Genomic DNA, 26,908 nt, shown 5'->3' on the forward strand with positions numbered 1-26,908 from the left:
TCCCGAGGCTCGGGGGGTCAGGAGCCTGCTGCGCGCATGACGTCGGAGATCAGGCCGGCTGAGGTGATCTGCCTGAGGTATTCGGGCTGCCGTAGTTCGCCGCCCATGAAGGGGCGATGGTTCCGGTGGACGGCGGGGCTGGGTTCGCCGGTGAGCGCCGCGAAGTGGATCTCGCTGACGCCGGTCTGGGCGACGATGCGCCCGATGTTCCGCTCGGTCACGCCTCCGCCCGGCATCACGGTGATGCGGTCGCCGGCGTGCCGTACGAGCGAGGCGATCAGGGGAGCGCCCTCCAGCACCGAGCTTTCCTGGCCGGAGGTGAGCACGCGCCGCACGCCCAGGCCGACGAGCGTGTCGAGGGCGTCGTAGGGGTCCACCGTCATGTCGAACGCGCGGTGGAAGGTCACCGGCAGGTCGCCCGCCGCCGCGATGAGCCGCTCGCACACCGGCCGGTCCACCATCCCCTGCGGTGTCAGCGCGCCGATGACGACACCGTGCGCTCCCGCGTCGCGCACCTCGGCGACGTCGCGTTCCATCGCGGCGACCTCGTGGCCGTCGAAGATGAAGTCGCCGCCCCTCGGCCGGATGATCACGTGGACGCGGATCCCCGACACGGCCGCGAGCGTCGCCGCCACCGTGCCGATGGTCGGCGTGATGCCGCCCTCGAACAGCGCCGCGCACAGCTCAACACGGTGCGCGCCGGCCCGCTCGGCCGCCAGCGCCGCCTGGGTGCTGTCGACGCAGATCTCGTAGGTGAGGCTCATCTGGTTCCTTAGGAAGTGCGGCTTGCGTCAGAGGGTGGCGTGGATCTCGCCGACGGGGCGGCCGCCGCCGAGGACCGGGATCGTGGCGAAGGACTCGGCCCCGGTGACGTCGGCTCCCAGCGCGGCCAGCGCCGCCAGCGCGATCGCGGACGTGGCTCTCGGGCCGCCGTCGATGACCTTGACGGCGACCGCGTGTCCCTCGGATGTGACGGCGACGAGCACGCCTTCCGCGCCGCCCTTCACGACCGAACCCGGCAGCGCGCGCATCAACTCGGTGTTGGGGTGCCCCGTGCCGCCCACGAACTCGGGGAACGACCGCATCGCGTCGGCCACCGCGCGCTCGGGGGTGTCCGGCCGGGCGGTCGCCAGCGCCCGTACGGCCCGCGCGAGCCCGGTGAGGGACATCGAGAACAGCGGAGCGCCGCACCCGTCCACCGCCGTGTGCGCGCTCTTCTCGCCGGACAGCCGCTGGATGACCGAACGGACCCGGCGCTGCATCGGGTGGGAGACGTTGAGGTAGGACGCGGTGTCCCAGCCCGACGCCACGCAGGCCATCAGCATCGCCGCGTGCTTGCCCGAGCAGTTCATGCGTACGCGGCTCCTGTCCTCGCCCGACCGGATCAGGGCGTGCCGCGTGGCCTGGTCCTCCGGCCAGTCGGGGGGGCAGCGCAGCGCGTCCGGTCCAAGGCCCGCCTCGTCAAGCATCTTGCCGACGAGCGTGACGTGGAAGTCCTCCCCTGTGTGACTTCCGGCCGCGATCGCGAGGCGCGAGCCGTACAGCGCCGCGCCGGAGGAGAGGCAGGCCAGGGACTGGAACGGCTTCGCGGACGAGCGCGGCAGCATGGGCTCGTCCACGGGGCCGAGGGAGAGCGCCAGGGTCCCGTCCGGTGCCAGCCCGGCGACGCTGCCGAAATGGACACTCTCCGTGAAGCCGGAGCGGACGACTTCCGCCAGGCGCGCGTACATCTGATTGCCTTTCGTCGAGCAGTTGAGCGGTGGTACGGGAAGAACGAGATCAGGCGTGCAGCGCGGCCTCCGGTGCCGCCGGTGGCCTGATGCCCGCGGCTCTGGCGCGGCGTGTCCCTCCGGTCTGCCGGGCTTCGAGCGTGCGGGCCAGCTTGGACAGAGACGCGTTCACCACCAGATAGATCAGCGCTACGACGATGTAGGTCTGAATCAACAGGTGGTTGTAGTTGGCGAGGACCTTGCCGCTGTACAGCAGCTCCGCATAGCTCACGACGAACCCCAGCGAGGTGTCCTTGAGCAGGCCCACCGACTGGCTGACGATGGACGGCAGCACCCGCCGCGCGGCCTGGGGCAGCACGATCAGCCGCATGGTCTGCCCGCGCGTCAGGCCGACGGCGAGGCCCGCCTCGGTCTGGCCGCGCTCGACCGACAGGATGCCCGCGCGGAAGATCTCGGCGAACGCCGCGGCGTTGGACACCGAGAGCGGCACCGTCAGCTTCCAGAACAGGGGCAGATCCAGGCCGTACTTCGGCAGCGCGAACAGCACCACGTAGACGAGCAGGAGCGCGGGGATGGTCCGCACGACCTCGACGTAGGCCCCCGACGCCCAGCGCACCGGGCGCCGGTGCGACAGCCGGCCGAGCGCGAGCAGCAGGCCGCCGGCCATGGCCAGCGCGGCGGAGACCACGGCCGCCAGCGCGGTCGACCAGAGCCCGTTGAGCAGGTAGCGCCACATGGGCCAGGTGGCGTACGGCTGCCACCTGGCCGCGTCGAGTTGCCCGTTGGCGGCGAACTGGCGTACCGCGAGGGCGAGGAGGCCAATCGCGACGAGCGCGGAGACGATGGTGGCGGCACGGATGCGGCGCCGGGCGCGCGGCCCGGGTTCGTCGAACAGCAGGCGGCTGGGCGTTCTCCTCGCCGTCATCGGCCCGTTCCCTCCGCGTGATCCGGCCGGTTCACCGGGCCACCGCCAGCTTCCGCTCCAGCACGCCGGTGACGAACCCGACCACCGACGACAGCAGCATGTACGCAATGCCCGCCCCGACGAAGATCGGGATCGGCTGTGCCTCGATGAGGTTCACCCGGTTCGCGGCGGCGGTCAGCTCGACCACGCCGACCGCCGCCGCGAGAGAGGTGTTCATCGTGAGCATGATGAAGATGTTTCCGAGTGGCTGGACGACCGTCCCGAACGCCTGGGGCAGCACCACGTGGCGCAGCGACCCGGCGAAGCCCAGCCCGAGCGCCCTGGCCGCCTCGCCCTGCCCGGCCGCGACCGAGTTGATCCCCGATCGCAGCGCCTCGGCCACGTATGCGGCCTGGTACAACGCGATGACCACCACCGCGGTGGTGAACAGGCCCGCCTGGACCCCGATCTCCGGCAGCCCGAAGACGGCCAGGATCAGCAGCACCAGCAGGGGGATGTTCTGCAGCGTCTCGACGTAGACCGTCCCGGCGGCGCGGAGCACGGGCACCGGGCTCACCCGCGCCGTGGCCACCAGGACGCCGGCAACGAAGGCGCCGACGAAGGCGAGCAGCGTGAGCTGCAGCGTGACGACCAGGCCTTCCCACATCGCCGGGAGGTTGCCGAACAGGGCGTCCATCGGAGGGTGGCGCCTAGGAGCCCGGGACCGAACCGATGGCCGGCGGCGTGGGCGCCTCGCCCTGCACGACCGTGCCGATCGAGTTCTTCCACGCCTGCTGCCACAGGCCGGCGTCCTGCGTCTTCTTCAGCCAGTCGTTGACGAACTTCTTCATCTGGTCGTCGCCGTGCTTGAGGCCGATGCCGTACGGGTCCGTGGTGAACGGCTCGCCGACCACCTGGAGCTCGGGCTCGTTCTTGCCGTCGGCGACCAGAAGCGACTGGTCCTGGACGTAGGCGACGCCCCGGCCCTGCTTGAGCGCCTGGACGCACTCGGGGTCGCTGCCGAAGGTGACGATCTTCGCGTTCGGGGCGGCCTTCTTGATCGCCGGGATCGCGGGGGTGTTCGCGCCCGCGATCACCGTCTTGCCGTCGAGGTCCTCCGGCTTGGTGATCCCGGTCGTCCCCTTCTTGACCGCCACGGCCAGGCCGGAGGTGTAGTACGGCCCGGCGAAGGCGACCTGCTCGGCACGTTCCGGGGTGATCGTGTAGGTCTGGAACACCACGTCGACGGTGCCGTTGGACAGCAACGCCTCCCGGGTCTCCGACGCCGCGTTCACGATCTTCACCTTCGGCTGCCCGATGATGTACTTCGCCAGCAGCTTGCCCAGGTCGGCGTCGAAGCCCTCGACCTCGCCGGTCACCGGGTTCTGCTGGGACAGCAGGGGCGCGTCCAGCGAGCCGCCGACGATGAGCTCACCACGCTGCTTGATCTTCTCCATCGTCGAGCCAGGAAGGATCTCCGAGGCGGCGGCGACGGGAGCGCCGGCGAAGGCGTCGGCCGCCTTGGTCCCCGAGTCACCCGGGGCACCGGGAGGCACGGCGGCCGAGCCGCCGCTTCCCGAACAGGCGGCCACCCCGGCCAGCGACAACGTGGTCACCACGGTCAGCGCCACGCGGCGTGTGAGTGACAGGCTCATCGTTTTACCATCCGACTTCATTCGGAATCGAATTTTTTACGGACGATAGAGGTCGATGTCGGCTTAAGTCAATCGATTGCCGCACTAAGTCAAGTCATGGTATGCATCTCCCTGTGGCAGGCAAAGGTGAGCTTCTCCGTCTCGTCGCCCTGGGTCACGCCGAGTCGCGCGCCGAGCTCGCCAGGCACTCCGGCCTCGCTCCGTCGAGCGTGTCGCTGCGGGTCGAGGAGCTGATCGACGCCGGGCTGCTGCAGGAGGAGGGCGCGGGGCTGTCCAGGGGCGGCCGGCGTCCCCGGCGTCTCAAGCTCGCCCCCGAGGCGGGGCTGCTCGCGATCGCCGACCTCGGCAGCCACCATGCCCGGCTCGGCCTGGTCGACCTCAGCGGTACCCCGCTCGCCATCGTCGAGCATTCCTGCGACATAGCGGCCGGGGCCCAGGTCACGCTCGACTGGGTCGGCGCCCGGCTGGAGGAGCTGGTGGCCGCGCAGGGCGGCGGGCTGCCGGTGCGGGGCGTCGGCATCGGCGTACCCGGCCCGGTCGACCCGGCCGACGGCACGGTCATCTCGCCCTCACGCATGCCCGGCTGGAACGAGTACCCCGTCGGCACGCACCTGGCCGACCGGTTCGGCGTCCCGATCCTGGTGGAGAACGACGCGAACCTCATGGCGGCGGGTGAGTACCTCGCCTGGCCCGGCTGCGAGAACCTCATGGTGCTCAAGGCCGGCACCGGCATCGGCTGCGGCATCATCGCGGGCGGCCGGCTGCACCGCGGGCGCGGGGCCGCGGGGGACATCAGCCACGTCCGCGTGCTCGCGGACCGGTCGGTGATGTGCTCGTGCGGGCGCTCCGACTGCCTGGAGGCGTACGCCAGCGGCGCCGCGCTGATCTCCGCCCTCGCCGAGCAGGGCATCGAGGTCGAGCACCCCTCGCACATCGTCGCGCTGGCGGCCGACGGCGTGCCGCAGGCCACCAACCTCGTACGCGGAGCCGGGCGGCTCATCGGCGACGTGCTGACCGCGCTGGTCAACTTCTTCAATCCCGACGCGGTGGTGATCGGGGGCAGCCTGTCGGCGGCCGAGCAGCTCATCGCCGCGATCAGAGGCGCGGTCTACGAGCGCTGCCTGCCGCTGGCCACGCGCGACCTCAAGATCGACGTCACCCGGGCGGGGCCGAACGCCGCCATCCTGGGCGCGGGATCGCTGCTGCTCGACGTGGTGCTCGCGGGCGCCTGGGTGGAGGAGGCCGTCAGCCGCTCCGCGAGCCCGGTCAGATCCAGTCCTTCTTCCTGAAGACCAGGAAGAGGATCGAGGAGACCACGATGATCAGAAGACTGGAGCTCCAGAAGCCGCTCACGCGTTCGAAGCCAGGGAAAGGGATGTTCTGCCCGTAGAACCCGGTGATCAAGGTGGGTACCGCGATGATGGCGGCCCAGCTCGTCACCCGCTTCATGATGTCGTTCATGCGGTAGCCCTGGAGGTTCAGGTGGGTCTCGTAGACGTTGCCCACCAGCTCGCGCAGGGACTCGGTCCACTCGGAGACCCGCAGCACGTGGTCGTAGATGTCCTGGTAGTAGGGCCCCATCCCCTCCCCGACCACGTCGAGGCGGATGAGGGTGCTCACCACCTCGCGCATCGGCACCACGACCCGGCGGAACCGCACCGTGGTCCTGCGCAGGTCGAACATCTCCCGCTGGATGGCCCGCCCGTCGCCCGGCCGCTCGGTGAAGAGCTGGTCCTCCAGATCCTCCACCTTGTCGTCGAGCGCCTGCGCGATGTCGAAGTGGCCGTCCACCACGTAGTCGAGCAGCGCGTGCAGCAGGAACGACACGCCGTGCTTGGCGAGCCCGGGGCTCGCGTCCCAGCGGGCCACCACGGCGTCGATGTCGCAGGTGTCGTCGGTCCGGACCGTCACCAGGGCGTTGCGGGTCACGAAGACCGACACCTCGGTGAGGCCGAGCTCCCCGTCCTCGCCCAGCTTCACCGCGTACACCGTGAGGAAAAGGTGGCTGTCGTAGACGTCCAGCTTGGGTCTCTGGTGGGGGTGCAGCACGTCCTCGATGGCGAGCGGGTGCAGCCCCAGCTCCTCGCTGATGACGGCGAGCTCCTCGGGGCTGGGAGCGAGCAGATCGAACCAAACGGTCGCCGACGGGTCCTTGACGTGGTCGGAGACGTCGGCGATCGGGAACCCCTCGGCTTCCAGGACGCCGTCGCGGTAAAGGCGGGTGCGGACCATGAACGCCAACATTAGTCCCGTGCCACCGGCGAGGGCGTCCGGGGCGCCTACCTCCGGCGTGCGCGCGCCTGGCCGGCACGCAACGCGAACACGATGAGGGCGAGCCCGCAGAGCACCTGGCCACCGAACACGATGCGGTTGACGTCGATGGCCGGCTCCCACGACACCTTGCCGTCCCTGATGACGTACGCGCCGACGGGGCGGGCCATCGCTCCGCCGCCTCCGCCCTCACCTTCGCCCCCGGACCCCTCTTGCTTGCCGCTGCCGCTGCCGTAGCCGCCTCCGGCGCGGATGGCGACGGCCGGGATGATCGTGGTGCCGTCCTTCTCGTACGGCTCGCCGTACACCCGCTGGGCCCCGGACAGGTGCTCGAAGAACTGCCGCAGTTCCATGTCGGCCTCCATTCAGGAATGATCGTGCCGGACGCCATCATCCTCCAGGCGGCGCGGGATCCAAACGGGCGCCCAGTGCCCGGCAAGCGGCGAAAGGTACAACGGAGAGGTGAACGAGACGACGAACACCGTCATGGACGAGTACGACATCCGGCGGCCGGGCGTGGGGGACGCGGCGGCCGTGCACAAGCTGGTGTCCGCCTGCGACATCGAGGTGCTCGGCCACCCCGACATGACCGAGGACGACGTGGCCGACGCGCTGGCCGAGCCGGGCTTCGACCCCGGCCGTGACGGCTGGCTGGTGTACCGGCGCGGGGACCACTCCGACCTGGCCGGCTGGGGCCACATCTACCGGCACGGCACCTCCGCCGGCCTCGACGTCGAGATCTATGCCCGTGACGCGGCGGTCATCCGCTGGCTGTGGGAGTCGGTGCTGGAACGCACCCGCGAGATCGCGGTGGAGCTGGGGCATCCGCACGCGCTGGTCGACCTGGCGATCTACCGGCAGGACACCGCCAAGCGCGCGCTGGCCAAGGAGCACGGCTTCGAGCCCGCGACCAGCTTCCACCGGCTGCGGGCCGACCACGGGGAGGTGGACCCGGGTTCCCTTCCCGGTGTCACGGTCCTCCCGGCGGCGGGCTCGGAGGAGCTGACGCGGGCGGCCCACCGCATTCACCAGGAGGGCTTCGCCGAGCATTTCGGGTTCGTCCCCAAGGAGTACGACCAGTGGAAGGAGGACTTCGACTCCTCCAGCACCCACGACTGGTCACAGCTGCTCCTCGCCCAGGTGGACGGCCGTCCGGCGGCGATGCTGCTCGGCACCGACATGTTCGCCGCCGACGAGAACTGCGGGTACGTCCGGATCCTGTCGGTGCTTCCGGAGTTCCGGGGAAGGGGTCTCGGCCGGTTGCTGCTCAAGCACGCCTTCGCCGCCGACGTGCGCCGCGGCAGGGCCGGCACGTACCTGCACGTGGACGCGGGCAACACCTCCCCGGCGCTGGACCTCTACCTGTCCGTCGGCATGCGTCCGGTGCTGGCCATCGACGTCTGGCGCCGTACGGTCTGACGCGATCCGCGATCCGCGATCCGCGATCCGCGATCCGCGATCCGCGATCCGCGATCCGCGATCCGCGATCCGCGACCCCCGACCCGCGACCCCCGACCCCCGACCCCCGACCCGCGACCACTGAGCGACGCGTCGGTTCTGTCCTGGTTTACCCGATTGTGACTTGACGGTCGACGTCAGGTAGCTGTTACATGGCCTAACTCCGTAAACGTTTTCAGTGCTTTTGCGAGGCCGACTGTAAACGTTTACCGTTTCCGAGGACCGAGGTGACAGGTGACTGAGGGGCCGACGATCACGACGATCGCCCGGCGCGCCGGCGTGTCGATCGCCTCGGTGTCGCGCGTGCTCAACGGCCTGCCCACCAAGGCCGAGACCGAGCGCCGCGTGATGAGCGCCGCGCGTGAGCTCGGCTACGTGCCGAACTCCGCCGCCCGGTCGCTGAAGTCGCGGCGCAGCAACCAGGTCGGCTTCGCGATGGCCGACATAGGCAACCCGGTGTATCTCGCGATGATCCGCGAGATCCAGCCGGTGTTCAAGGCGGCCGGCTACCGGCTGGTCCTGCACTCCACCAACGTGGACGCGGCCGACGAGATCGACGTGCTGCGCGGCCTGGGCGAGCGGTACATCGACGGGCTGATCATGATCCCGCTGCGGGTGACCGACGAGCACCTGGAGATGTTCGCCGCCGCCCGGGCCCCCATCGTGATCATCGGCTCGGTCCCCGAGGGCACCCCCGTCGACAACGTGCGGACCGACTCGCGCAAGGGCGTCCGCCTCGCCGTCGAGCACCTTCACCAATTGGGCCGAAGGCGGATCGGCTTCGTGAACGGCCCGCTCGACACCGTTCCCGGCGCCGCACGCTCGGCCGCCTACGCCGAGGCGCTGGAAGCCCTCGGCCTGCCGTACGACCCGGACCTGGTCGAAGTGGGCGACTTCTACCGCCCCGAGGGAGGCAGGGCCGCGGCCCGCCTGATCGAACGCGTGCCGGACCTGGACGCGCTGCTGTGCGCCAACGACCTGATCGCGCTGGGCGCCCTCGACGTCCTGCGGCGCGAGCGCCTGCGGGTGCCCGAGCAGGTCGCCGTCGCCGGCATGGACGACACGGACCTGGCCACGCTCGCCTGGCCCCCGCTGACCAGCGTCTCGCTCGGTTCCGCCGAACGCGGCCGGGCCGCGGCCGAGCTCCTGCTCGACCGGCTGAACGGCGCCGACCGCGCACCCCGCGTGGTCACCGTCGAACCCCGGCTCGTCACCCGCGCCTCGACCATGGGGGAGGAGACGTCATGACCCTGACGGCCGAGAGGACCACCACGCCCGCCACGGGCGGCCGCAGGAGGAACAGGAAGGACCGGCAGGGGCGCGAGACGTTCATGCTGATGCTGCCGGCGCTCGTGCCGGTGCTGGTCTTCAGCGTCGGGCCGCTGCTCTACGGCATCTACCTGGCCTTCACCGACGCCAGATCCGGGCGCAACGCCGTGACCTCCTTCGTGGGCCTGGCGAACTTCGGCGACCTGCTGTCCGACGGGGACTTCTGGTCGTCGTTCCGCATCGGCCTGATCTGGGCGGTCTCGGTGACCGTGCTGCAGTTCGCCGCCTCGCTCGGCCTCGCGCTGCTGCTCAACGAGAACCTGCGGTTCCGGTCGTTCGCACGGGTGCTGGTGCTGGTGCCGTGGGCCATGCCACCGGTCGTCATCGGCCTGATGTGGCGGCTGGTCTACCACCCCAACGCCGGAATCCTCAACAGCGTGCTGCAGGACCTCGGGCTGCTCGGCCACAACGTCGACTGGCTCAACGACTTCTCCATCGCGCTCCCGGCGGTGATCGTCGTCGGCATCTGGACGGGCATGCCGCAGACCACCGTGGTGCTGCTCGCCGGGCTGCAGAACGTGCCGAAGGAACTGCACGAGGCCGGCCACATGGACGGGGCCTCCTCCCTGCGCCGCTTCTGGAGCATCACCCTGCCGCAGCTCCGCCCGATCATCGTGACGATCACCTCGCTGGACTTCGTGTGGAACATCAACCAGTTCGGCCTGGTCTACGTCCTCACCCAGGGCGGCCCGGGAGGGCAGACCCGCCTGCCCATGCTCTTCGCGTACGAGGAGGCGTTCCGGTACGGCTTCTTCGGATACGCGGCCACGCTCGGCGTCGCGATCGTGATCGTCGTGCTGGCGGTGCTGGGGCTCTATATCGGGCGGCAGATGCGGGAGGCGAACTGACATGCGCAGGCCACTGCAGTACCTCGCCCTGCTGGGCTATGTGATCTTCCTGGCGTTCCCGCTGGTCTGGCTGCTGTCCACGGCGCTGAAGACCTCACAGGAGATGGCGAGCCTGACCCCGACGTGGATCCCGCGCCACCCGGTGCCGTCCAACTTCGCCGCCGCGTTCACCGAGCAGGACATCGTCGGCAGCGCGCTTCGCAGCCTGGTCGTCGCGGTCGCCAGTTCCCTGCTCACGGTCGTGCTCGCCCTGCCCGCGGCGTACGCGATGGCCCGCTACCGCTCGCTCGTGAACAGGGTCGCGGTGGGGTGGGTGCTGGTCAGCCAGGTCTTCCCGTTCATCCTGATCATCATCCCGCTGTTCATGGTGCTGCGGCGCCTCGACCTTGTGAACACGCTCCCCGGGCTCACCATCGTGCACGTCACGTTCACGCTGCCGTTCGCGCTGTGGATGCTCCAGGGGTACGTGCGCTCGGTGCCGCGCGAGCTGGAGGAGGCGGCGGCCGTCGACGGCGCGGGCCGTGTCCGCGCGCTGGTGAAGGTCGTGGCCCCGCTCCTGGCCCCCGGCGTGGTCGCCACGGCGCTGTTCGCCTTCATCTCCTCGTGGAACGAGTTCCTGTTCGCGCTGGTGGTCCTCAAGGATCCCGACGTGGCGACCCTGCCGCTGACCCTGGTGAAGTTCACCGGCGCGGAGGGGGTCGTTCGTCTCGGCCCGCTCGCGGCGGCCTCGCTGCTCGCCACGATCCCGAGCCTGGTGTTCTTCGCGATCATCCAGAGACGGCTCAGATCAGGCCTGATGACCGGCGCCGTCAAGGGATGACGCCACTCCCGGCAAGCATGGCACCCCCCGATAGGAGAATCTCTTGCGTACCAGAACCGCACTCGCGGTGGCGGCGGCCGCGATCGTCGCGCTGACGGCCGGCTGCTCGTCCGGCGGCACCGGTGGTGGCAACGGCGGTGGCCAGGCCGACGCGCCGGTGAGCCTGAAGTTCCTGAGCCTGGCATGGCAGAAGGAGTCCATCGCCGCCAACAAGCAGATCGTCGACGAGTGGAACAAGGCCAACCCCGCCATCAAGGTCGAATACGTCCAGGGGAGCTGGGACAACGTCAACGACCAGCTCGTCACCTCGTTCGAGGCGGGCGACCCGCCGGACGTCATCCACGACGACTCCCCGGCGCTCGCCGGCTTCGCCTCACGCGGCTACCTGATGGACCTGTCGGGCAAGCTGCCCGCCGACCTGAGGAGCGACATCCCCCAGCCCGCCTGGGACACCGTCACCTTCGGCGACGGCAAGGGCGGCCAGGGCGTGTACGGCGTGCCGTTCCTGCAGGAGTCGCAGGTCATCATCGCCAACAAGAAGCTGCTCGACGCCGCGAAGGTGCGCATCCCGACCTCTGAGGAACCCTGGACCTGGGACGAGTTCGCCGCCATCAGCAAGAAGCTCACCAAGGACGGCACCTTCGGGGTGGCCTGGCCGCTGAAGTCACCGGTCAACAAGGTGCTCAACCTCGGGCTGAACTTCGGCGGCACGTTCTTCCAGACCGACGGCACCAAGGCGACCGTCAAAGTCGGTCCCGAGGAGCGTGAGGTGCTGCAGCGCATCCACGACCAGCTCTACAAGGACAGGTCGGCCGACCCCTCCGCGCTCGGCATGGGCACCGCCGACCCGCTGCCCGGCTTCTACGGCGGCAAGTACGCCCTGCTCCCGGCGGGCGTCTACCTGCGCCAGCAGGTCGTGGAGCAGGCGCCGTCCGGCTTCGAGTGGATCACGATCCCCCCGCTGAAGGGCACCACCTCCGAACAGGGCGCCACCTCGCAGACCCTGTCCGTGGCGGCCGACAGCAAGTACCCCGACCAGGCGACCAAGTTCATCTCCTTCTTCCTCAACAGCGCCAACCAGGCCAAGCTCGCCAAGGGCGACTGGCTGCTGCCGACCAGCACCAAAGCCGCGAGCGACCCGTCCATGACCACCGGCGAGAACGGCTGGGACGTGGCGACCGCCTCCGCCAAGAACCTGGTCGTCGCGCCGTACCTGCGGGTGAACGGGTTCGACGAGTGGAAGAGCAAAGTGGCCACGCCGACGCTGCAGCAGTACTTCGCGAACAAGATCACCCTCGACCAGGCGGCGAAGACGCTCGTCGACGAGGGGAACAAGGTGCTGGAGCGGTACAACAAGTGAAGCTGACCCGCGCCCGGGGGTGCCTGCTCGGACTGGCGGCCGGCGACGCCCTCGGGCGGCCCGCCGAGAACCTGACTCCTGAGGAGATCGCCCGGCGCTGGGGACGCCTCACCGAGATCGAGCCGGGCATGGGCGGCACCGACGACACCGAGTACACCATCTTCGCCTCGTCCCTGCTGTGCAAGTACGGCGCGGCGCTGACCTCGGCCGACGTCGCCAGGGAATACCGCGAGCAGATCATCCCGCGCATCGACGGCCCGATGCGGGGAGCGGGCTTCTCCGAACTCGGCGCCGTCCAGGCACTGCGCCGCGGCCTGGAGCCGCCGCTGTCCGGCCTGTGGCACCAGCACGGATGGTCGGACGGGCTCGCCATGCGCGCCGCGCCGTACGGGATCTTCGCCGGCGGCGACCCCGGCGAGGCGGCCCGGCTCGTGGCGGTCGACGGCGTGGTCGGCAACAGTGGCGAGGGTGTTCACGGCGGCCAGGCGGTCGCTGCGGCGGTGGCCGTCGCGATGACCGGCGCCGCGCCCGGCGAGGTCGTCGAGGCGGGGATCGCCGCGGTCCCCGAGGACTCCTGGACCTCCCGCAACCTGCGGGCCGCGGTCACGGCCGTGGCCGGGGGCTCGGTCGACGAGCTGTACGCGGCCGTGGTCGTCCGCCACTACCCCTGGACGGACCTCGCTCCCGAGGCGGTCGCCCTCGCATTCGCCGGGTACCTCCTCGGATCCGGCGAGGTCGAGGAATCCGTGGTCTCCGCCGCCAACCTCGGCCGGGACGCCGACACGACCGCGGCCATCGCGGGCGCCCTCGCAGGGGCGGGGCGCGGCGAGCACGCCGTACCGGAACGCTGGGCCAGGGAGATCGGCCCGGTCACGGGCCGGTGCCTCCCGGTCGTCGCCGGACGGCACGTGCTGGACGTGGCGGCGGAGCTGGTGGCGGCGACCGGGGAAGCGTCGTGACGCGCGGCGCACGGCCCGGAGGTCGCGGGCGGCGGGTGTCCGGAGAAGTGTCGTGACTCGCGGTGCACGGGCCGGGGCACGGCCCCGCCGTCGCGGGCGGCGGGTGTCCGGAATGTTCGCGGAGCCGGTCTGAGGGATAGAGGAGAGACATGTCATCGGGGGACAGGATCCGGGGCGCCTTCATCGGCCTCGCGATCGGGGACGCGGCCGGATGGCCGTCGGCGCGGCACCGATCCGCCCTGCTCGCGCCCTGGAGCAGGAGACTCGAACGAGAGCTGGACGGCTTCGCCGAGGAACACCGGGTCACGACGCTGCCCGTGCCGTTCACGCTCAACCAGCCGGTAGAACCGCTGGCCATCGGGCCGTCCGACGACGCCGAGTGGCTCGCCTGGACCGCGCTGACGATCGGCGAGGACCGGGCCGAGGCGTTCGGCAGGCTCGCCGGGCGATCCGACCTGCGGGTGCGGATCTCGGTGCGCTCGGCGCTGGACAACCTGGCCGCCGGCAAGCCGCCGCCGGCCAGCGGGCACGACAACCCGCACTTCTTCGACGACGCCGCGGCCGTACGAGCCGTCGCCTTCGGAGCGATCGGGGCGGACCCGCGGGCCGACGCCTCGGTCACCAACGCCGGGGACGGCGTCCACGCCGCCATGGCCATGGCGGCGGCCATCGGCGAGCTCGTCGCGGGCCTGCCGATGGCCACGGCCGTCGAGGCGGCGCTGGCCGAACTCCCCGACGACACCGCGATCGGCCATGCCACAAGGACGGCGCTCGCCGTGGCACGCGCGGCCGGTGACCCCTTCGCGGCGGTCCCCGCCCTCGACGCGGCCCTGCTGGACCATGTCTACAGCTACGGGGTCGCGGCGGCGCAGACGGTCGCCGTCGCCCTCGCCCTGGCGGAGGTGTCGGGGGGCGCGCTGAGCGCCGCCGTGCCCGCAGCCGCCTGCCTGCCCTCGCTCGCCGACTCCGCCCCGGCCCTGACCGGCGCGCTCACCGGAGCCTTCACCGGCTACGACACTCTGCCCGAAGGCTGGCGCGCCGCGGCGCGCACGCTGACCGGCTGCGGCCTTCCCGACCTGGCCGGAACGGATCTCATCGACATCGCTGGAGGATTGGCATGACGCCGCTCGAGGACCTGCTGACCGACAAGGCCGTCGGATGTGTGACGGGCGCGGCGGTCGGTGACGCGCTCGGCGGCGCCACCGAGGGCTGGACGCCCGAGCAGATCCGGGAACGCTACGACGGGTACGTGACGGGCATCGTCCCGCCCTACTTCGAGGACTGGCGCAACGCGCGCCCCATCGCGCCGTACCACAAGGGCGACGGCCACGTCACCGACGACACCCTCATGACCCACGCGCTGATCCGCGTGTACGAGAAGGCCGGCCGCCACCTGGACGCGTACGCGGCGGCCGAGCACCTGGTGCCCGAGATGATGGGGGAGAAGCGCTGGATCCCCGAGCTCGAGGCCGAGGCGCTGCCGCTGCAGCGGGTGTTCCTGGCCGAGAAGTGGCTGGTCCTGCGCCTGCACTACGGCCACGTCGACCCGCGTGAGGCGGGCGTCGGCAACATCGTCAACTGCGGCGCCGCGATGTACATGGCGCCGGTCGGCATCGTCAACGCCGCCAATCCCGACGGGGCCTACGCCGAGGCCGTCGACCTCGCGGGCGCCCACCAGTCCAGCTACGGGCGCGAGGCCGCCGGGGTGCTCGCCGCCGCCGTCGCCGAGGCCATGCGCCCGGGCGCCAGCGCCGACTCGGTGGTCGCCACCTGCCTGCGGCTGGCGCGGGACGGCACGCGCGCCGCGATCGAGGCCGTCTGCGAGCGGGCCCGCGGCCTCGGCCACTGGGAGCGATCGTTCGGCGCGCTGCGCCAGGCCGTCGCGCCGTACGACACCGTGGCCGACACCTACCGTGACCAGGGACTCGGCGCCCGGCGGCCGAGCCGTGTGCACAGCATCGAGGAACTGCCGCTGGCGCTCGCCTTCCTGGTCATGGCCAAGGGCGACTACCGCGAGACGGTGCTGGGCGGAGTGAACTACGGCCGGGACGCCGACTCCATCGCCAGCATGGGCGGCGCGATCGCCGGGGCCCTGGCCGGCGCCAAGGCCGTGCCCTCCGAGTGGCTCGACCCGGTGGCACGGGCCAGCAGGATCGACCTGGTGGCCCCCGGCGTGTCCATCGCCGAAGTGGCCCGCCGCATCCACCAAGACGACCTCACCACCCGCCGCACCCACGAAGCCGCCTTCACCACCCTCACCGGGGACACCGCATGACCGGCCGCTTGGTGCGGCTTACCTGGGTGCAGCCCGAGGACCTGGTGGGTCATGAGCTGCGCCAGGCCGTTGAGGACGGCCGGTCGGGGGAGGTGGCCGCCATCGCGGCACGGTGGCACGCCGCGGGAGGGCACGACGCGCCGCCACGCGCCGGGGCCTCACCCGAGCCGCCCCCACCCCGGCTGCGTGCTTTGGCAGTCGAGCTTCTTGACGAGCTGGCGGCGATCCCGTCCCCGCTTCCCGAGCCGTCCGATCTCGACTCGATCGCGGCCGGTGCTCCGGGTAACTCCGAGAGACGCCCTTCACCCGGGAACGCCGCCGGTGACGGCCTGCGCGAGCGGCTGCTCGGCGCGTGGCTCGGACGTGCCGCCGGCTGCGTGCTCGGAAAGCCGGTGGAGAAGATCCCCCGTGAGGGCATCAGGCGGATCGCGGAGGCCACCGGCAACTGGCCGATCCGCGGCTGGTTCACCGCCGCCGGGCTCCCGGACGACGTGGCCGCCCGCTGGCCGTGGAACAGGCGCAGCGCCGTCAATTCCCTGGCCGAGAACGTCGACGGCGTGCCCGAGGACGACGACCTCAACTTCCCGCTCCTCGCGCTCTCCCTGCTAGAGCGTTACGGCCGCGACTTCACCACCGCCGACGTCGCCGCGATCTGGCTCGACGAACTGCCCGCCGGCCGCGTCTTCACCGCCGAGCGGGTGGCGTACCGCAACCTGCTCGGCGGTGTCGAACCACCGCACACGGCGACCAGGCACAACCCGTTCAGGGAATGGATCGGCGCGCTCATCCGGGCGGACGTGTACGGCTGGGTCAATCCCGGCGACCCGCGTACGGCGGCCGAGTTCGCCTGGCGGGACGCCCGGCTGAGCCATACGGCCAACGGCGTCTACGGCGCCATGATGGTCGCCGCCATGTGCGCGTGGTCGCTTGTGGCACAGTCGGACGACCTGGCCTCGGCGGTCGACGAGGTCGTGGCCGCGGGCCTTTCCGTCGTCCCCGCCGAGTCGAGGCTGGCGCGAGCCGTACGGGACGCGGTCGCGGACGCGAGGTCCGAACCGGACTTCGAGCGGGTCGTGGACCGGTTGTACGAGCGCCACGGCGGGCTGCACTGGGTGCACACCATCAACAACGCGGCACTGATCGCGGCGGCTCTCACCCATGGACGCGGCGACTTCACGGCGTCCATCGCGGGCGCCGTCGCCGCAGGCTGGGACACCGACTCGGCCGGCGCCACGGTCGGCTCGATCGCGGGCGGCCTGCTCGGCGCGTCCGGCGTACCCCGTGAATGGGTGCTGAAGAACCGGCTGGCCAGCAGCGTGGGAGGCTTCGACGGCATCGGCTTCGACGAACTCACCCACCGCACCCTGGCCCTAGGAGCCCAACGATGACAGCGGGCCGAGTCGCCACGTGGCGCCGGGTGGGGTGTCGTGATCGGCGCGCGAGGGCTCGACGGTGAGGCCGGGCGAGGGGTCACGGTGAGCCGGGGTGGGCGGTCGTGATCGGCGCGAGGGCTCGACGGTGAGGCCGGGTGAGGGGTCACGTCCAGCCGGGGTGGTGTGTCGTGATCGGCGCGGGGGCGTGGTGATCGTCGTATGGATGACAGGCGCGCGAGAGGACGGATCATGATCTCGGTTTTCGGCAGTGCCAACATGGACCTGGTCGCCTACACCACGATCGCGCCCAGGCGTGGCGAGACCGTGACCGGCCGGGCGTTCAGCACGATCCCCGGCGGTAAGGGTGCCAACCAGGCCATCGCCGCGGCTCGCGCGGGTGCGGAGGTCGCGTTCGTCGGCGCCGTGGGGGACGACGCCTTCGGCCCGGTCATGCGCGGGACGCTGGAGTCGGCGGGCGTCGACGTGAGCCGCCTTCGCGTCGTCCCCGGTTCCTCGGGCATCGCCCACATCGTCGTCGACGACGACGGCGGTAACTCGATCATCGTCGTACCCGGTGCGAACGGCGCCGTGACGGGCGTATCGACGGAGGATCTCGCCGTCATCGCCCGATCCGACGCGCTGCTGCTCCAGCTCGAACTGCCCATGGAGGCCGTGGTGGCGGCGGCCCGCCAGGCGAAGGTGCCCGTGGTCCTCACCCCCGCCCCGGCTCAGGAGTTGCCGCGCGAACTGCTCGCGGCCGTCGACCTCATCGTGCCCAACGAGATCGAGGCCGCGGCGATCACCGGCCTCGCCGGTCCTGAGGAGGCGCTCATGGCGCTGCTGGAGTTGGTCCCCGAAGCGGTCATCACCCTTGGCGGGGAGGGCGCGCTGTACGGGTCGCGTACCGGCGAGCGGTTGCGCGTGCCGGCCGTACCGGTGAAGGCGGTCGACACCACGGCGGCGGGGGACACCTTCGTCGGCGCGCTGGCCGTGGCCCGCGCCGAGGGCCGCCCGCATGAGGAGGCCCTGCGCTTCGCCACCACCGCGGCCGCCCTGTCTGTCCAGCGAGCAGGCGCCAGCACCTCCATGCCCACCCGCCACGAAATCGACGCCTCCCTCCGATGACCCCCCAACTCCCCACCGAACCCACACTCCACCGCACCGGCACCGCCCTGGCACCCCCGGTGACACCGCCCCAGCCGACCCCGGAGCGCCTGGTCGGGGTGCCAAGACCCCAGGCGATCTTGGAGTCCTCGGTTGGGGTGGCGGGGTCGTGGGCGGTCTTGGGGTGGTCGGTTGGGGTGGCGGGGTCCCAGGTGATCTTGGGGTGGTCGGTTGGGGTGGCGGGGTGCTGGCCGACCCTTGGGTGCGTGGTTGGGGTGGTGGGGTCGTGGGTGGTCTTGGGGTGCTCGGTTGGGGTGGCGGGGTGCTGGCCGACCCTTGGGTGCGCGGTTGGGACGTTGATATTTCGGCGCCGGGGCGGCGGGACGGGGTGCGGTGAAGTCGGCGCCGTCGTACGGCGGGTGAGCCGGTGAACAGTCGTGTGGACGGGGCCGGGTTCGTGTCGGGGGTCGTTCGGCCGGGGCCGAGAGCCGTTGATCTGCCCACCCGGGTTCCATTGGAGCCGGACGCCGACCTTTCCGTCCTTGATCGGGCGAAGATCCTTGCCGCGCCGGACGACCCCGCCGATCGGGACGCCTGGCGCGAGGCCCTGCACCGATGGCGGGCGGAGGCACGAGCACGGCTCGCCTACGACGGTTCGCCATACGGCCAGATGGGCGGCTCGGGCCGGGGACTTTGGGGTGGCTCAGGCCGGGGGCTGTCGGGTGGCTCGGGCCGGGAGGTGTCGGGTGGCTCGGGCCGGGAGGTGTCGGGTGGGACGGGGGAGTTGTCGGGTGGCTCAGGGCAGGGGGTGTCGGGTGGCTTGGGGCGAGGGGTGTTGGGTGGCTCAGGGCAGGGGGTGTTGGGTGGCTCGGGGGAGTTGGACGGTGGCTTGGGGGGTCGGTGGGTGGGGAGGTGTTTTTCGGTTTGTGTCGCTTGGGTGTGGGACTCGGTGTTGTGGGACCCGGTGACACGTGAGTTCACCCCTGACCGGTTTCTGAACCACGGAGAGCGGGAGTTCGGCGGGTACGACGCCGTGGTGCTGTGGCATGCCTACCCGGTCATCGGCATCGACGGGCGTAACCAGTTCGACCTCTACCGGGACGCTCCCGGCATCGATGGCCTGGTCGCCGCCCTGCGTGCCCGTGGCGTGAAAGTCATGCTCGACTACAACCCCTGGGACACCGGCACCCGGCCCGAGGACCACCAGAAGGCGGTCCGCGAGCTGGTCGGGCGCTTCGCCGCGGACGGGTTGTTCCTCGACACGCTGAAAGCGGGGGACGCCTGGCTCGCCGAGCTCGGTGTCGCCCTGGAGAGCGAGTCCGCCGTCCCGCTGGACCGGGTGAGGGACCATGCCATGTCCTGGGCCCAGTGGTTCGCCGACTCCTCGGTACCCGGTGTCGTCAAGACCAAGTGGTTCGAGCGGCGGCACATGCTGCACCACACCCGCCGCTGGCACCGGGACCACTCCGAAGAGCTGCACTCGGCCTTCATGAACGGCTGCGGCATCCTGGTGTGGGAGAACGTCTTCGGCTCCTGGGCCGGCTGGAACCCCCGCGACCGTGCGCTTCTGCGCGCCATGCTGCCCGTGCAGCGCCGTTTCGCGGACCTGTTCGCCACGGGGGAGTGGACGCCGCTGGCCGACGAGGCCGCCGCCTCGCTCCCCGCCTCCCGCTGGCGGGACGGCGATGTCACGCTCTGGACCATCGTCAACCGGTCCGAGGAGCCGTACACCGGGCCGCTGATCGGTGTCGCGCCGCGACCGGGGCTGCGCTATCTCGACCTGATGGCGGGAGAGGAACTCGGCGCGGGGCTCACCGGTGCCGTGCCCGCCCGAGGGGTGACCGCCGTGCTCGCCGTGCCCGAGGTGACTCCGGACATCGCCGATCTGCTCGTACGGCAGCGTGCGGAACGGGCGCGCTGGACCGGCGACACCTCGTTCCCGGCGCGCCCGCCCGTGCGCACGTACCCCCTGACAGGAGAGCCCCGTACGTTCGGCGTCACCTACCGGGAGCGGGAGTGCGGCTTCGACGGCGAGGCGCCGTACGTGGACGAATGGAAGCCCCTGCCGCCCCGGCTGCACGCCCTGCGCACCGTCACGCGCGACGTGCGGGTGGAGAATGTCACGGTGGCGCCCCGGGAGGTCACCAACGCCGAGTACGCCGCGTTCACCGCTGCGACCGGCCATCCCGGCGGCCGCCGCGAAGGGCAGCCGGGCGGGGACCGCGATGGGCTGCCGGGCGGGGACCGCGATGGGCTGCCGGGCGGGGACCGCGATGGGTTGCCGGGCGGGGACCGCGAGAGGTGGCCGGGTGGTCACCGAGGCCCGGCCGCCGGCGACTCCGGTACGTCCGTGCCGGCGGCGGACCGTGACGCCCCGGGTGCGCCCGTGACCGGCGTCACGCTGGAGGACGCTCGTGCGTACGCCGCGTGGGCCGGTACCCGGCTGCCCACCGAGTACGAATGGCAGGCCGCCGCCGCGTCCGCCGGGTTCGTGCGGCTCTCGCCCCTCGTGTGGAACCTCACCGAGAGCGAGCACACGGATGGGCGCACCCGTTTCGTGATGCTCAAGGGCGGCGGCGAGGCGGGAGCCACCGGTTCGGAGTGGTACGTCGACGCCGGCCCGCAGCCCTCCGCGTACACGCTGAAGCTGCTGCGCACCCACCCCGAGCTCGAACGGTCGCCGAACATCGGTTTCCGCTGTGTGGTCCCGGCGGGCGACAAGGCGGCGCAAGCGGCGGAAGCGACGCATGCGGAGCGAGCCGCCCGGAAAACCGTGACCCCAGCGCACCCAGACGAAGCGCCCAAAATGGAGGAACACCGATGAAAGCCCTGGAGGGCGTCCGCGTCCTCGATCTCGCGACGCTGTTCGCCGGACCGATGGCGGCGATGCTGCTCGGTGACTTCGGCGCCGAGGTGGTGAAGGTCGAGCATCCGGCCAAGCCCGACCCCTCACGCGGGCACGGGCCCGGTGGCCTGTGGTGGAAGATGCTGGGCCGCAACAAGCGGGCCATGACCCTCGACCTCTCGACGGCCGAAGGCCAGGACCTGCTGGTCGCGCTGGCGCGTGACGCCGACGTCGTCATCGAGAACTTCAGGCCAGGGACGCTGGAGCGGTGGAACCTCTCCTACGACCGGCTCCGCGAGGCCAACCCGCGCCTGGTGCTGGCCCGTGTCACCGGGTTCGGCCAGTTCGGCCCGTACGCCGGCAGGCCGGGGTTCGGCACGCTCGCCGAGGCCATGAGCGGGTTCGCCGCGATGACCGGGGAGCAGGACGGGCCTCCGACCCTGCCGCCGTTCGGCCTGGCCGACGGCATCTGCGCCCTCGCGACCGCCTACGCGGTGATGGCGGCGCTTCGCGCGCGTGAGTCCACCGGCTCTGGGCAGGTGGTCGACATGTCGATCATCGAGCCCATCCTCACCGTGCTCGGAGCGCAGCCGACGATCTACGACCAGCTCGGGATCGTGCCGCCGCGCACCGGCAACCGTTCGGTGAACAACGCGCCGCGCAACACCTACCGGTGCGCGGACGGCTCCTGGGTCGCCGTTTCGACCTCGGCGCAGAACATCGCCGAGCGCGTCATGCGCCTGGTGGGGCGGCCGGAGTACATCGCCGAGCCGTGGTTCGCCACCGGCGCCGGACGGGTGGAGCACGCCGCCAAGCTGGACGAGGCCGTCGCCGCGTGGATCGGCGCGCGCACCCGTGAGCAGGTCCTCGCCGCGTTCGAGGAGGCGCAGGCCGCGGTCGCGCCGATCTACGACGTGCGTGACGTGCTGGCCGATCCGCAACTGGCGGCCCTGGACGCCGTCACCACGGTCGAGGATCCCGAGCTCGGGCCGCTGCGGATGCAGAACGTCATGTTCCGGCTGTCGGACACCCCCGGCGGCATCCGCTGGACCGGCCGCCCCCACGGCGCGGACACCGCCGGCGTCCTGGCCGAGATGGGTCTGTCCGCCTCCGATATCGAAGCACTGCGTGACAAGGGAGTGGTCTGATGCTGACCTGGCTGTACGCGCCCGCCGACCGGCCCGCGCTCGTGGCCAAGGCGCTCGCCGGCCCCGCCGACGTGGTGATCGTCGACCTGGAGGACGCCGTCGCGCCGGACAACAAGGCCATGGCCCGGGCCGAGGTCGTCGCGCTGCTGGCCACGCCGCAGCCACGCGTCCAGATCCGCGTCAACGACATGCGTACGACCTACGGCCAGGTCGACCTGCACGCCATCGGCGGCCTGTGCGCGGGAACGGCCGGCATCCGGGTGCCGAAGGTCGAGTCGGCCGAGGAGGTCCGTGACATCGCCAGGGCCGTGCCCGGCGTCGAGCTGCACCCGCTCATCGAGTCGGCTCTCGGCCTGGAGCGCGCCTACGAGATCGCCTCGGCCGATCCGGCGGTGGCCGGCGTCGGCCTGGGCGAGGCCGACCTGCGGGCCGACCTCGGCATCAGCGACGAGGCGGGGCTGGCCTGGGCGCGCTCCCGGCTCGTGGTCGCCGCCAGGGCCGCGGGGCTGCCCGCGCCCGTCCAGTCGGTCTACACCGACATCCACGACCTCGAAGGCCTGGCCGAGTCCTGCCGCGTGGGCCGGGCGCTGGGCTTTCGCGGGCGGGCCGCCATCCACCCGGCCCAGCTCCCGGTCATCGAGGCCGCCTACCGCCCCACGGGGGAGGAGGTCTCGGCCGCCAACGACGTCGTGGCGGCCGCCGGAGTGGGCGCGGTGGCCCTCCCCGACGGCCGCTTCGTCGACGAGGCCGTGGTCCGCCAGGCCAGAAGCGTCCTCACCGACGCCGTCCGTACCCCGGCGACCACCCCCACCATGACCGGTTAGCGTCCTGCGCGCTCCGGCCGTGGTGCGGCGAGGCCCATGGGCGCCCGCCGCACCCGGGAGGGTCACCAGTTGGCGGGCAGCCCCGGTGTCGTGGCGGGCAGCGCGTGCCCTGGCGGGCGGATGACGTAGGCGATGCCGCCGCTGCTGGAGCTGCGCAGCCACACGTTCTCGAAGTTGGCGCGCGGGTAGACCCGGCGCACGGCGTCGTTGCTCGGCGAGGCGGGGTCGTTGGCGATCACATCACCCGTGGCGGTGAAGCCGATCACCACCATGAGGTGGCCGTTGGTGCTGTAACCGGCGCCGGGCAGCTCACTCGCCTTGAACGACTGGGACGTGACCACCGGGATCCCGGCGGCGATCAGGCGTTCGAGTTCGGTGAGCGACCGCAGCCGGGTGACGAACCCGTCCAGGCCGTAGCGGCCGGCGTAGGCGGTGTTGAACGGCCAGTTGCCCGCGCCTTCGTAGGCGTGGTCGTAGGTGTACCGGGCGGCGTAGTCCACCTCCGGGTCGGGGTCGGAGGGGTCGACCCAGGAGGTGTCCTGGGCGCTCGGCCACTTGTCCCAGTAGCCGAGGACCATGGTGGTCGAGGTCGGGCTGCACCACGCCTCGCCGCCGCCGTCCCACTCGGGGTAGTGGCCCTGGTGGACGTTCTGGGAGCGGCGGGGCACGTTGAGCTCGGTCCCCCACGCGCGGCCGCCGGGGCTGACCGGCACGGTCTTGCGTTCGGGTACGGCGGAGGCCATCGCGCCGAGGGTCCTGACGCGCGGCGTCACGGTGGAGCCGGGCGTGCGGTGCAGCGTGACGCGCAACTGGTAGGCGGTGATCGCCTTGCCCGCCGCGGCGACGAAGGTGTCGACGGAGACGGTGCCGTCGGCGTCGGACTGGCCCGCCAGCGAGGTGCGCTGGATGTCGGCCTCGCCGTAGGCCCAGCGGCCCATCACGTACCACTTGGTCAGTCCGGCGGTGTGGCGGCCGCGCATCTCGACCTGCAGCCAGCTTCCGGCGGGGGTGTCGGCGGTCCAGGAGGCCACCAGCTCGGTGGCGGCGAAGCCGATCTGCCGCTCCTGGCCGGTCCAGCGGGCGTACTCCCAGGTTTTGGTGCCCAGCGCGTCGGTGTAGGAGGTGGTCCCCACCGGAGAGGCGAAGGCCAGGCCGCCACCGGTGCTGACGCCCTCGGGGGCGCCGGCGGCGAAGGACGCCCGCTGGTAGACGACCTTGGCCGTGCCGGGCGGTGGTTTCGTGCTCTCCGCGGCTGAGCCCGCCGCGGAGGGGGTGGCGACCGTCGTGGCAAGCAGGACGGCGGAGAGGAACACGGTCAGCACGCGCATGGGGCTCACCTTCTCTGAAGGGGCTCTCGACGCCGCAGACCGTAGAACCTCCGGCGGCTTCGCGCATCGGGCGGTTTACGTATCGCCGTCCGCCGGGGCGTGCCGCATCGCCGTCCGCCAAGGTGTGCCGCCTCGCCGGCCGCCGGGTGAGGTGGCCCCTCGGGTGGACGGCCCTAGCGCCTGGCCGCGGGTGGCCGTGGCGCCTAGCTTCGCAGGTACGAGGCGCCGTTCAGGTCGATGATGGTGCCGCTTGCCCATTCGGACTCGGGGGATGCCAGGTAGAGCACGGCCGCGGCGATCTCCTCCGGGCGGGCCACCCGGCCGAAGGGGCTCTGGGCGCGGATCGCGTCACTCCGCGGCGACTTCAGGTGCTCGTTGGTCATGTCGGTCTCGACGTAGCCCGGGGCCACGGTGCCCACGGCGATGCCCTGGGAGGCCAGGGCGATGGCCAGCGACTGGCCGAGGGCGTTCAGGCCCGCCTTGCTCGCCGCGTAGGCCGGGCCGTCCGGCTCCCCGCGGAAGGCGCCGCGCGAGGAGACGTTGACGATCCTCGCGCCACGGGACATGTGCCGCACGGCGCACCATGTGAGGTTGGCCGCGCCCACCAGGTTGGTGTCCAGCGTCTCCCGCCACGCGGCCTGCCACTCCTCGTAGGAGACCTCGGTGATCGGGTGGTGGAAGAAGACGCCCGCGTTGTTGACCAGCACGTCGAGGCCGCCGAGGGCCTCCGCCGCCTCGTCGGCCATACGCCGCACCTGGGCAGGGTCGGCGATGTCGGCCTGGACCACGACGTGGCCCTCTCCGGGAAGCTCGGCGAGGAGCCGGCCGGCCAGGTCCGCGGAGCCGCGGTGGTGGATGGCCACCCGGTCGCCGCCGGTGGCGAAGGCCGTCGCGATGGCCCGCCCGATGCCCCTTGATGCGCCGGTGACCAGCACCGCTCGTCCGCTCATCCGCCGGAGCGTAGCAGGCGGCAGGGCCGGTGAGATGGGGCAGTGTGGCGTCGCCGCGAGGCCGGCCGGGCCGGCGCCGGGGTCGTACGAGACGGTCATCCGCTTCTGGTCCGAGGGTGTGTGGTCAGTCGCGCTCGACGGTGTCCTCCAGCACGATGCGGCCGATGATGTCGTACTTCAGCGGGTTCTTGGCCCGCAAGTACAGGGCCATGCCCACGCCGAGCGCCGCGAAGGCGAGCACGATCCATGGGATGAGCTTGAACAGCAGGCTCGTGGACGCGAGCCCGGCGGCGGCCTCCTGGTTCTGGAAGAGCAGGAACACCACGTACAGCATCGCCAGGCCACCGGCGAGCGGCGCGGCCAGCGTGCGCCACACGTTGGCCGTCTCCGGGTGCTTCTTCTTGACGTGGAAGTAGCCGATGACCGAGAACGAGCAGAGCGACTGCACGATCAGGATCGCCAGCGTGCCCAGCACCGCCAGCAGGGTGTACATGTGGACGTACGGGTCCATGCCCGCGAAGAAGAACGCGAGGACCAGCACGACGGAGATGGCCGTCTGCACGAAACCGGCGATGTGCGGGGAGCCGTGCCGCGGGTGGGTGCGCCCGAGGGTGCGGGCCATGCCGGGGATCAGGTCCTCGCGGCCGAGGGCGTACAGGTAGCGCGAGGCGCAGTTGTGGAACGCCATCGAGCACGCGAACGACCCCGTGATGATCAGGATCTTGAACAGGTCGACGGCCCATTCGCCGATCAGGTCCCTGGTGGGGTTGAAGAAGACCCCGGCGAACTCCTTGGCCGCGATCTCGGGGGCCTTGACGCCGCCGGCCGCGACGGTCATCCACGAGACGAAGGTGTAGAACAGCCCGATGCCGACCACCGAGACCAGCGTGGCCTTGGGGACGATCCTCTTGGGGTCGCGGGACTCCTCGCCGTACATCGCGGTGGACTCGAAGCCGACCCACGACCAGAAGCACATGAACAGCCCGAGCCCGACGGCGCCGGCCGCCAGGCCGTTGGTGCCGAAGGCGCCGACCGGATTGAGGGAGTTCGCCATCAGCCCGTCGGGGCCGCCGCCGTGGAACAGCGTCACGGTGGCGGTGAGTCCCAGCATGAGGATCTCGGTGATGAGGAAGACGCCGAGGACCTTGGCGGTCAGGTTGATGTCGAAGTAGGTGAGGGCGGCGTTCAGCGCGAGGCCGAGGAAGGCGAACCACAGCCAGTGGACGTCCACGCCCGCCAGCGTCTTGAACGTGTCGTTGGCCGAGTAGGCGAAGAAGCCGATGATCGAGGCCTCGAAGACGACGTACGCCATGGTGGCCAGCAGGCCGGCGACCATGCCTGCCACCTGGCCGAGACCGTGGGAGATGTACCCGTAGAAGGCGCCGGCCGAGGTGATGTGCTTGGCCATCGCCACGTACCCCACCGAGAACACGGTGAGGACGATGGTGGCGACGAGGTAGCCGGCCGGGACGCCGAGGCCGTTGCCGAAGCCCAGCGCGATGGGGACGTTACCGGTCATGGCGGTGATGGGGGCCGCGGTGGCCACCGCCATGAAGATGACGCCGAGCAGGCCGACGGCGTTCTTGCGGAGGCGGTTCACGCCGGGGGCCTCAGGGCCCGCGGCTCTGTTCTCAGTGGTGCTCAAGGCTGTGCCTTCCGGGGGGAACCAGCGTCGTACAGGGATGGCGAGGGCCGGCGTAGGGGAGGACAGCCGCGCAGGAAGGCCG

The 26,908-nt window shown here is 71.4% G+C and carries 24 protein-coding genes; 14 read left to right on the plus strand and 10 right to left on the minus strand.

What is annotated here, in order from left to right:
• Window positions 1–17: 17 nt before the first annotated feature.
• From ABD810_RS09490 to ABD810_RS09510, 5 genes are read right to left on the minus strand one after another with little or no spacing between them, the layout of a single operon-like run.
• A complete protein-coding gene (locus tag ABD810_RS09490; RefSeq protein WP_344936897.1) occupies window positions 18–764 on the minus strand; it encodes a copper homeostasis protein CutC in 747 nt (248 codons plus the stop codon).
• A gap of 27 nt (window positions 765–791) precedes the next feature.
• Window positions 792–1,730, minus strand: coding sequence for an asparaginase (locus ABD810_RS09495; RefSeq protein WP_344936899.1), 939 nt, complete (start codon window positions 1,728–1,730; stop codon window positions 792–794).
• A gap of 49 nt (window positions 1,731–1,779) precedes the next feature.
• Window positions 1,780–2,655: an amino acid ABC transporter permease gene (locus ABD810_RS09500; RefSeq protein WP_344936901.1), complete on the minus strand. Its 876-nt coding sequence runs from the start codon at window positions 2,653–2,655 to the stop codon at window positions 1,780–1,782.
• Window positions 2,656–2,686: 31 nt separating this feature from the next.
• Window positions 2,687–3,331: an amino acid ABC transporter permease gene (locus ABD810_RS09505; protein WP_344936903.1), complete on the minus strand. Its 645-nt coding sequence runs from the start codon at window positions 3,329–3,331 to the stop codon at window positions 2,687–2,689.
• Window positions 3,332–3,344: 13 nt separating this feature from the next.
• Window positions 3,345–4,289 (minus strand): glutamate ABC transporter substrate-binding protein, encoded by a 945-nt coding sequence (locus ABD810_RS09510; RefSeq protein WP_344936905.1) that lies wholly within the window; start codon window positions 4,287–4,289, stop codon window positions 3,345–3,347.
• 113 nt (window positions 4,290–4,402) lie between these two features.
• On the opposite strand from ABD810_RS09510, the gene ABD810_RS09515 reads away from it, so the two are divergent.
• Window positions 4,403–5,578 (plus strand): ROK family transcriptional regulator, encoded by a 1,176-nt coding sequence (locus ABD810_RS09515; RefSeq protein WP_344936907.1) that lies wholly within the window; start codon window positions 4,403–4,405, stop codon window positions 5,576–5,578.
• Here ABD810_RS09515 and ABD810_RS09520 read toward each other — a convergent pair.
• Complete coding sequence (locus tag ABD810_RS09520; protein WP_344936910.1) at window positions 5,556–6,521, minus strand: magnesium transporter CorA family protein; 966 nt, start codon at window positions 6,519–6,521, stop codon at window positions 5,556–5,558. The two genes, ABD810_RS09515 and ABD810_RS09520, sit on opposite strands and share 23 nt — an antisense overlap.
• Window positions 6,522–6,568: 47 nt before the next feature.
• Window positions 6,569–6,913 carry a spore germination protein GerW family protein gene (locus tag ABD810_RS09525; RefSeq protein ID WP_344936913.1) on the minus strand — a complete coding sequence of 115 codons (345 nt, stop codon included), beginning with the start codon at window positions 6,911–6,913 and terminating at the stop codon, window positions 6,569–6,571.
• A 109-nt stretch (window positions 6,914–7,022) separates the two neighbouring features.
• On the opposite strand from ABD810_RS09525, the gene ABD810_RS09530 reads away from it, so the two are divergent.
• The 13 genes from ABD810_RS09530 (at window position 7,023) to ABD810_RS09590 (ending at window position 22,903) form a co-directional block, all read left to right on the plus strand.
• Complete coding sequence (locus ABD810_RS09530; protein WP_344936915.1) at window positions 7,023–7,979, plus strand: GNAT family N-acetyltransferase; 957 nt, start codon at window positions 7,023–7,025, stop codon at window positions 7,977–7,979.
• Between the two features lie 273 nt (window positions 7,980–8,252).
• A complete protein-coding gene (locus ABD810_RS09535; RefSeq protein WP_344936917.1) occupies window positions 8,253–9,266 on the plus strand; it encodes a LacI family DNA-binding transcriptional regulator in 1,014 nt (337 codons plus the stop codon).
• Complete coding sequence (locus ABD810_RS09540) at window positions 9,263–10,195, plus strand: carbohydrate ABC transporter permease (protein WP_344936920.1); 933 nt, start codon at window positions 9,263–9,265, stop codon at window positions 10,193–10,195. Before ABD810_RS09535 ends, ABD810_RS09540 begins: the two co-directional genes overlap by 4 nt.
• A 1-nt stretch (window position 10,196) precedes the next feature.
• The gene (locus ABD810_RS09545; RefSeq protein ID WP_344936923.1) at window positions 10,197–11,015 is read left to right on the plus strand and encodes a carbohydrate ABC transporter permease; all 819 of its coding nucleotides are present in this window, start codon (window positions 10,197–10,199) and stop codon (window positions 11,013–11,015) included.
• Window positions 11,016–11,058: 43 nt separating this feature from the next.
• On the plus strand, window positions 11,059–12,375 hold the full coding sequence (locus ABD810_RS09550; protein ID WP_344936925.1) for an ABC transporter substrate-binding protein: 1,317 nt from the start codon (window positions 11,059–11,061) through the stop codon (window positions 12,373–12,375).
• The gene (locus tag ABD810_RS09555; protein ID WP_344936927.1) at window positions 12,372–13,334 is read left to right on the plus strand and encodes an ADP-ribosylglycohydrolase family protein; all 963 of its coding nucleotides are present in this window, start codon (window positions 12,372–12,374) and stop codon (window positions 13,332–13,334) included. The genes ABD810_RS09550 and ABD810_RS09555 overlap by 4 nt, the downstream gene beginning before the upstream one ends.
• A 149-nt stretch (window positions 13,335–13,483) precedes the next feature.
• A complete protein-coding gene (locus tag ABD810_RS09560; RefSeq protein ID WP_344936929.1) occupies window positions 13,484–14,455 on the plus strand; it encodes an ADP-ribosylglycohydrolase family protein in 972 nt (323 codons plus the stop codon).
• Window positions 14,452–15,609 (plus strand): ADP-ribosylglycohydrolase family protein, encoded by a 1,158-nt coding sequence (locus ABD810_RS09565; RefSeq protein ID WP_344936931.1) that lies wholly within the window; start codon window positions 14,452–14,454, stop codon window positions 15,607–15,609. The genes ABD810_RS09560 and ABD810_RS09565 overlap by 4 nt, the downstream gene beginning before the upstream one ends.
• Window positions 15,606–16,997, plus strand: coding sequence for an ADP-ribosylglycohydrolase family protein (locus ABD810_RS09570; RefSeq protein WP_344936933.1), 1,392 nt, complete (start codon window positions 15,606–15,608; stop codon window positions 16,995–16,997). The genes ABD810_RS09565 and ABD810_RS09570 overlap by 4 nt, the downstream gene beginning before the upstream one ends.
• A 234-nt stretch (window positions 16,998–17,231) precedes the next feature.
• Entirely contained in the window at window positions 17,232–18,107 is an 876-nt protein-coding gene (gene rbsK / locus ABD810_RS09575) for a ribokinase (protein ID WP_344936935.1), read from the plus strand.
• Window positions 18,108–19,050: 943 nt separating this feature from the next.
• Window positions 19,051–20,910, plus strand: a complete 1,860-nt coding sequence (locus tag ABD810_RS09580) for an SUMF1/EgtB/PvdO family nonheme iron enzyme (protein ID WP_344936938.1) — start codon at window positions 19,051–19,053, stop codon at window positions 20,908–20,910.
• Window positions 20,907–22,079, plus strand: a complete 1,173-nt coding sequence (locus ABD810_RS09585; RefSeq protein ID WP_344936941.1) for a CaiB/BaiF CoA transferase family protein — start codon at window positions 20,907–20,909, stop codon at window positions 22,077–22,079. The genes ABD810_RS09580 and ABD810_RS09585 overlap by 4 nt, the downstream gene beginning before the upstream one ends.
• The gene (locus ABD810_RS09590; protein ID WP_344936943.1) at window positions 22,079–22,903 is read left to right on the plus strand and encodes an HpcH/HpaI aldolase/citrate lyase family protein; all 825 of its coding nucleotides are present in this window, start codon (window positions 22,079–22,081) and stop codon (window positions 22,901–22,903) included. Before ABD810_RS09585 ends, ABD810_RS09590 begins: the two co-directional genes overlap by 1 nt.
• Window positions 22,904–22,965: 62 nt before the next feature.
• Here the strand turns inward: ABD810_RS09590 and ABD810_RS09595 are convergent, their stop codons facing one another.
• The 3 genes from ABD810_RS09595 to ABD810_RS09605 form a co-directional block, all read right to left on the minus strand.
• Window positions 22,966–24,231: a C39 family peptidase gene (locus ABD810_RS09595; protein WP_344936946.1), complete on the minus strand. Its 1,266-nt coding sequence runs from the start codon at window positions 24,229–24,231 to the stop codon at window positions 22,966–22,968.
• A gap of 203 nt (window positions 24,232–24,434) precedes the next feature.
• Window positions 24,435–25,181, minus strand: coding sequence for an SDR family NAD(P)-dependent oxidoreductase (locus tag ABD810_RS09600; protein ID WP_344937573.1), 747 nt, complete (start codon window positions 25,179–25,181; stop codon window positions 24,435–24,437).
• Between the two features lie 124 nt (window positions 25,182–25,305).
• Window positions 25,306–26,826 carry an APC family permease gene (locus ABD810_RS09605; protein ID WP_344936948.1) on the minus strand — a complete coding sequence of 507 codons (1,521 nt, stop codon included), beginning with the start codon at window positions 26,824–26,826 and terminating at the stop codon, window positions 25,306–25,308.
• Window positions 26,827–26,908 lie beyond the last annotated feature (82 nt).

This window comes from Sphaerisporangium flaviroseum, assembly GCF_039537005.1.
Lineage (GTDB): Bacteria > Actinomycetota > Actinomycetes > Streptosporangiales > Streptosporangiaceae > Sphaerisporangium > Sphaerisporangium flaviroseum.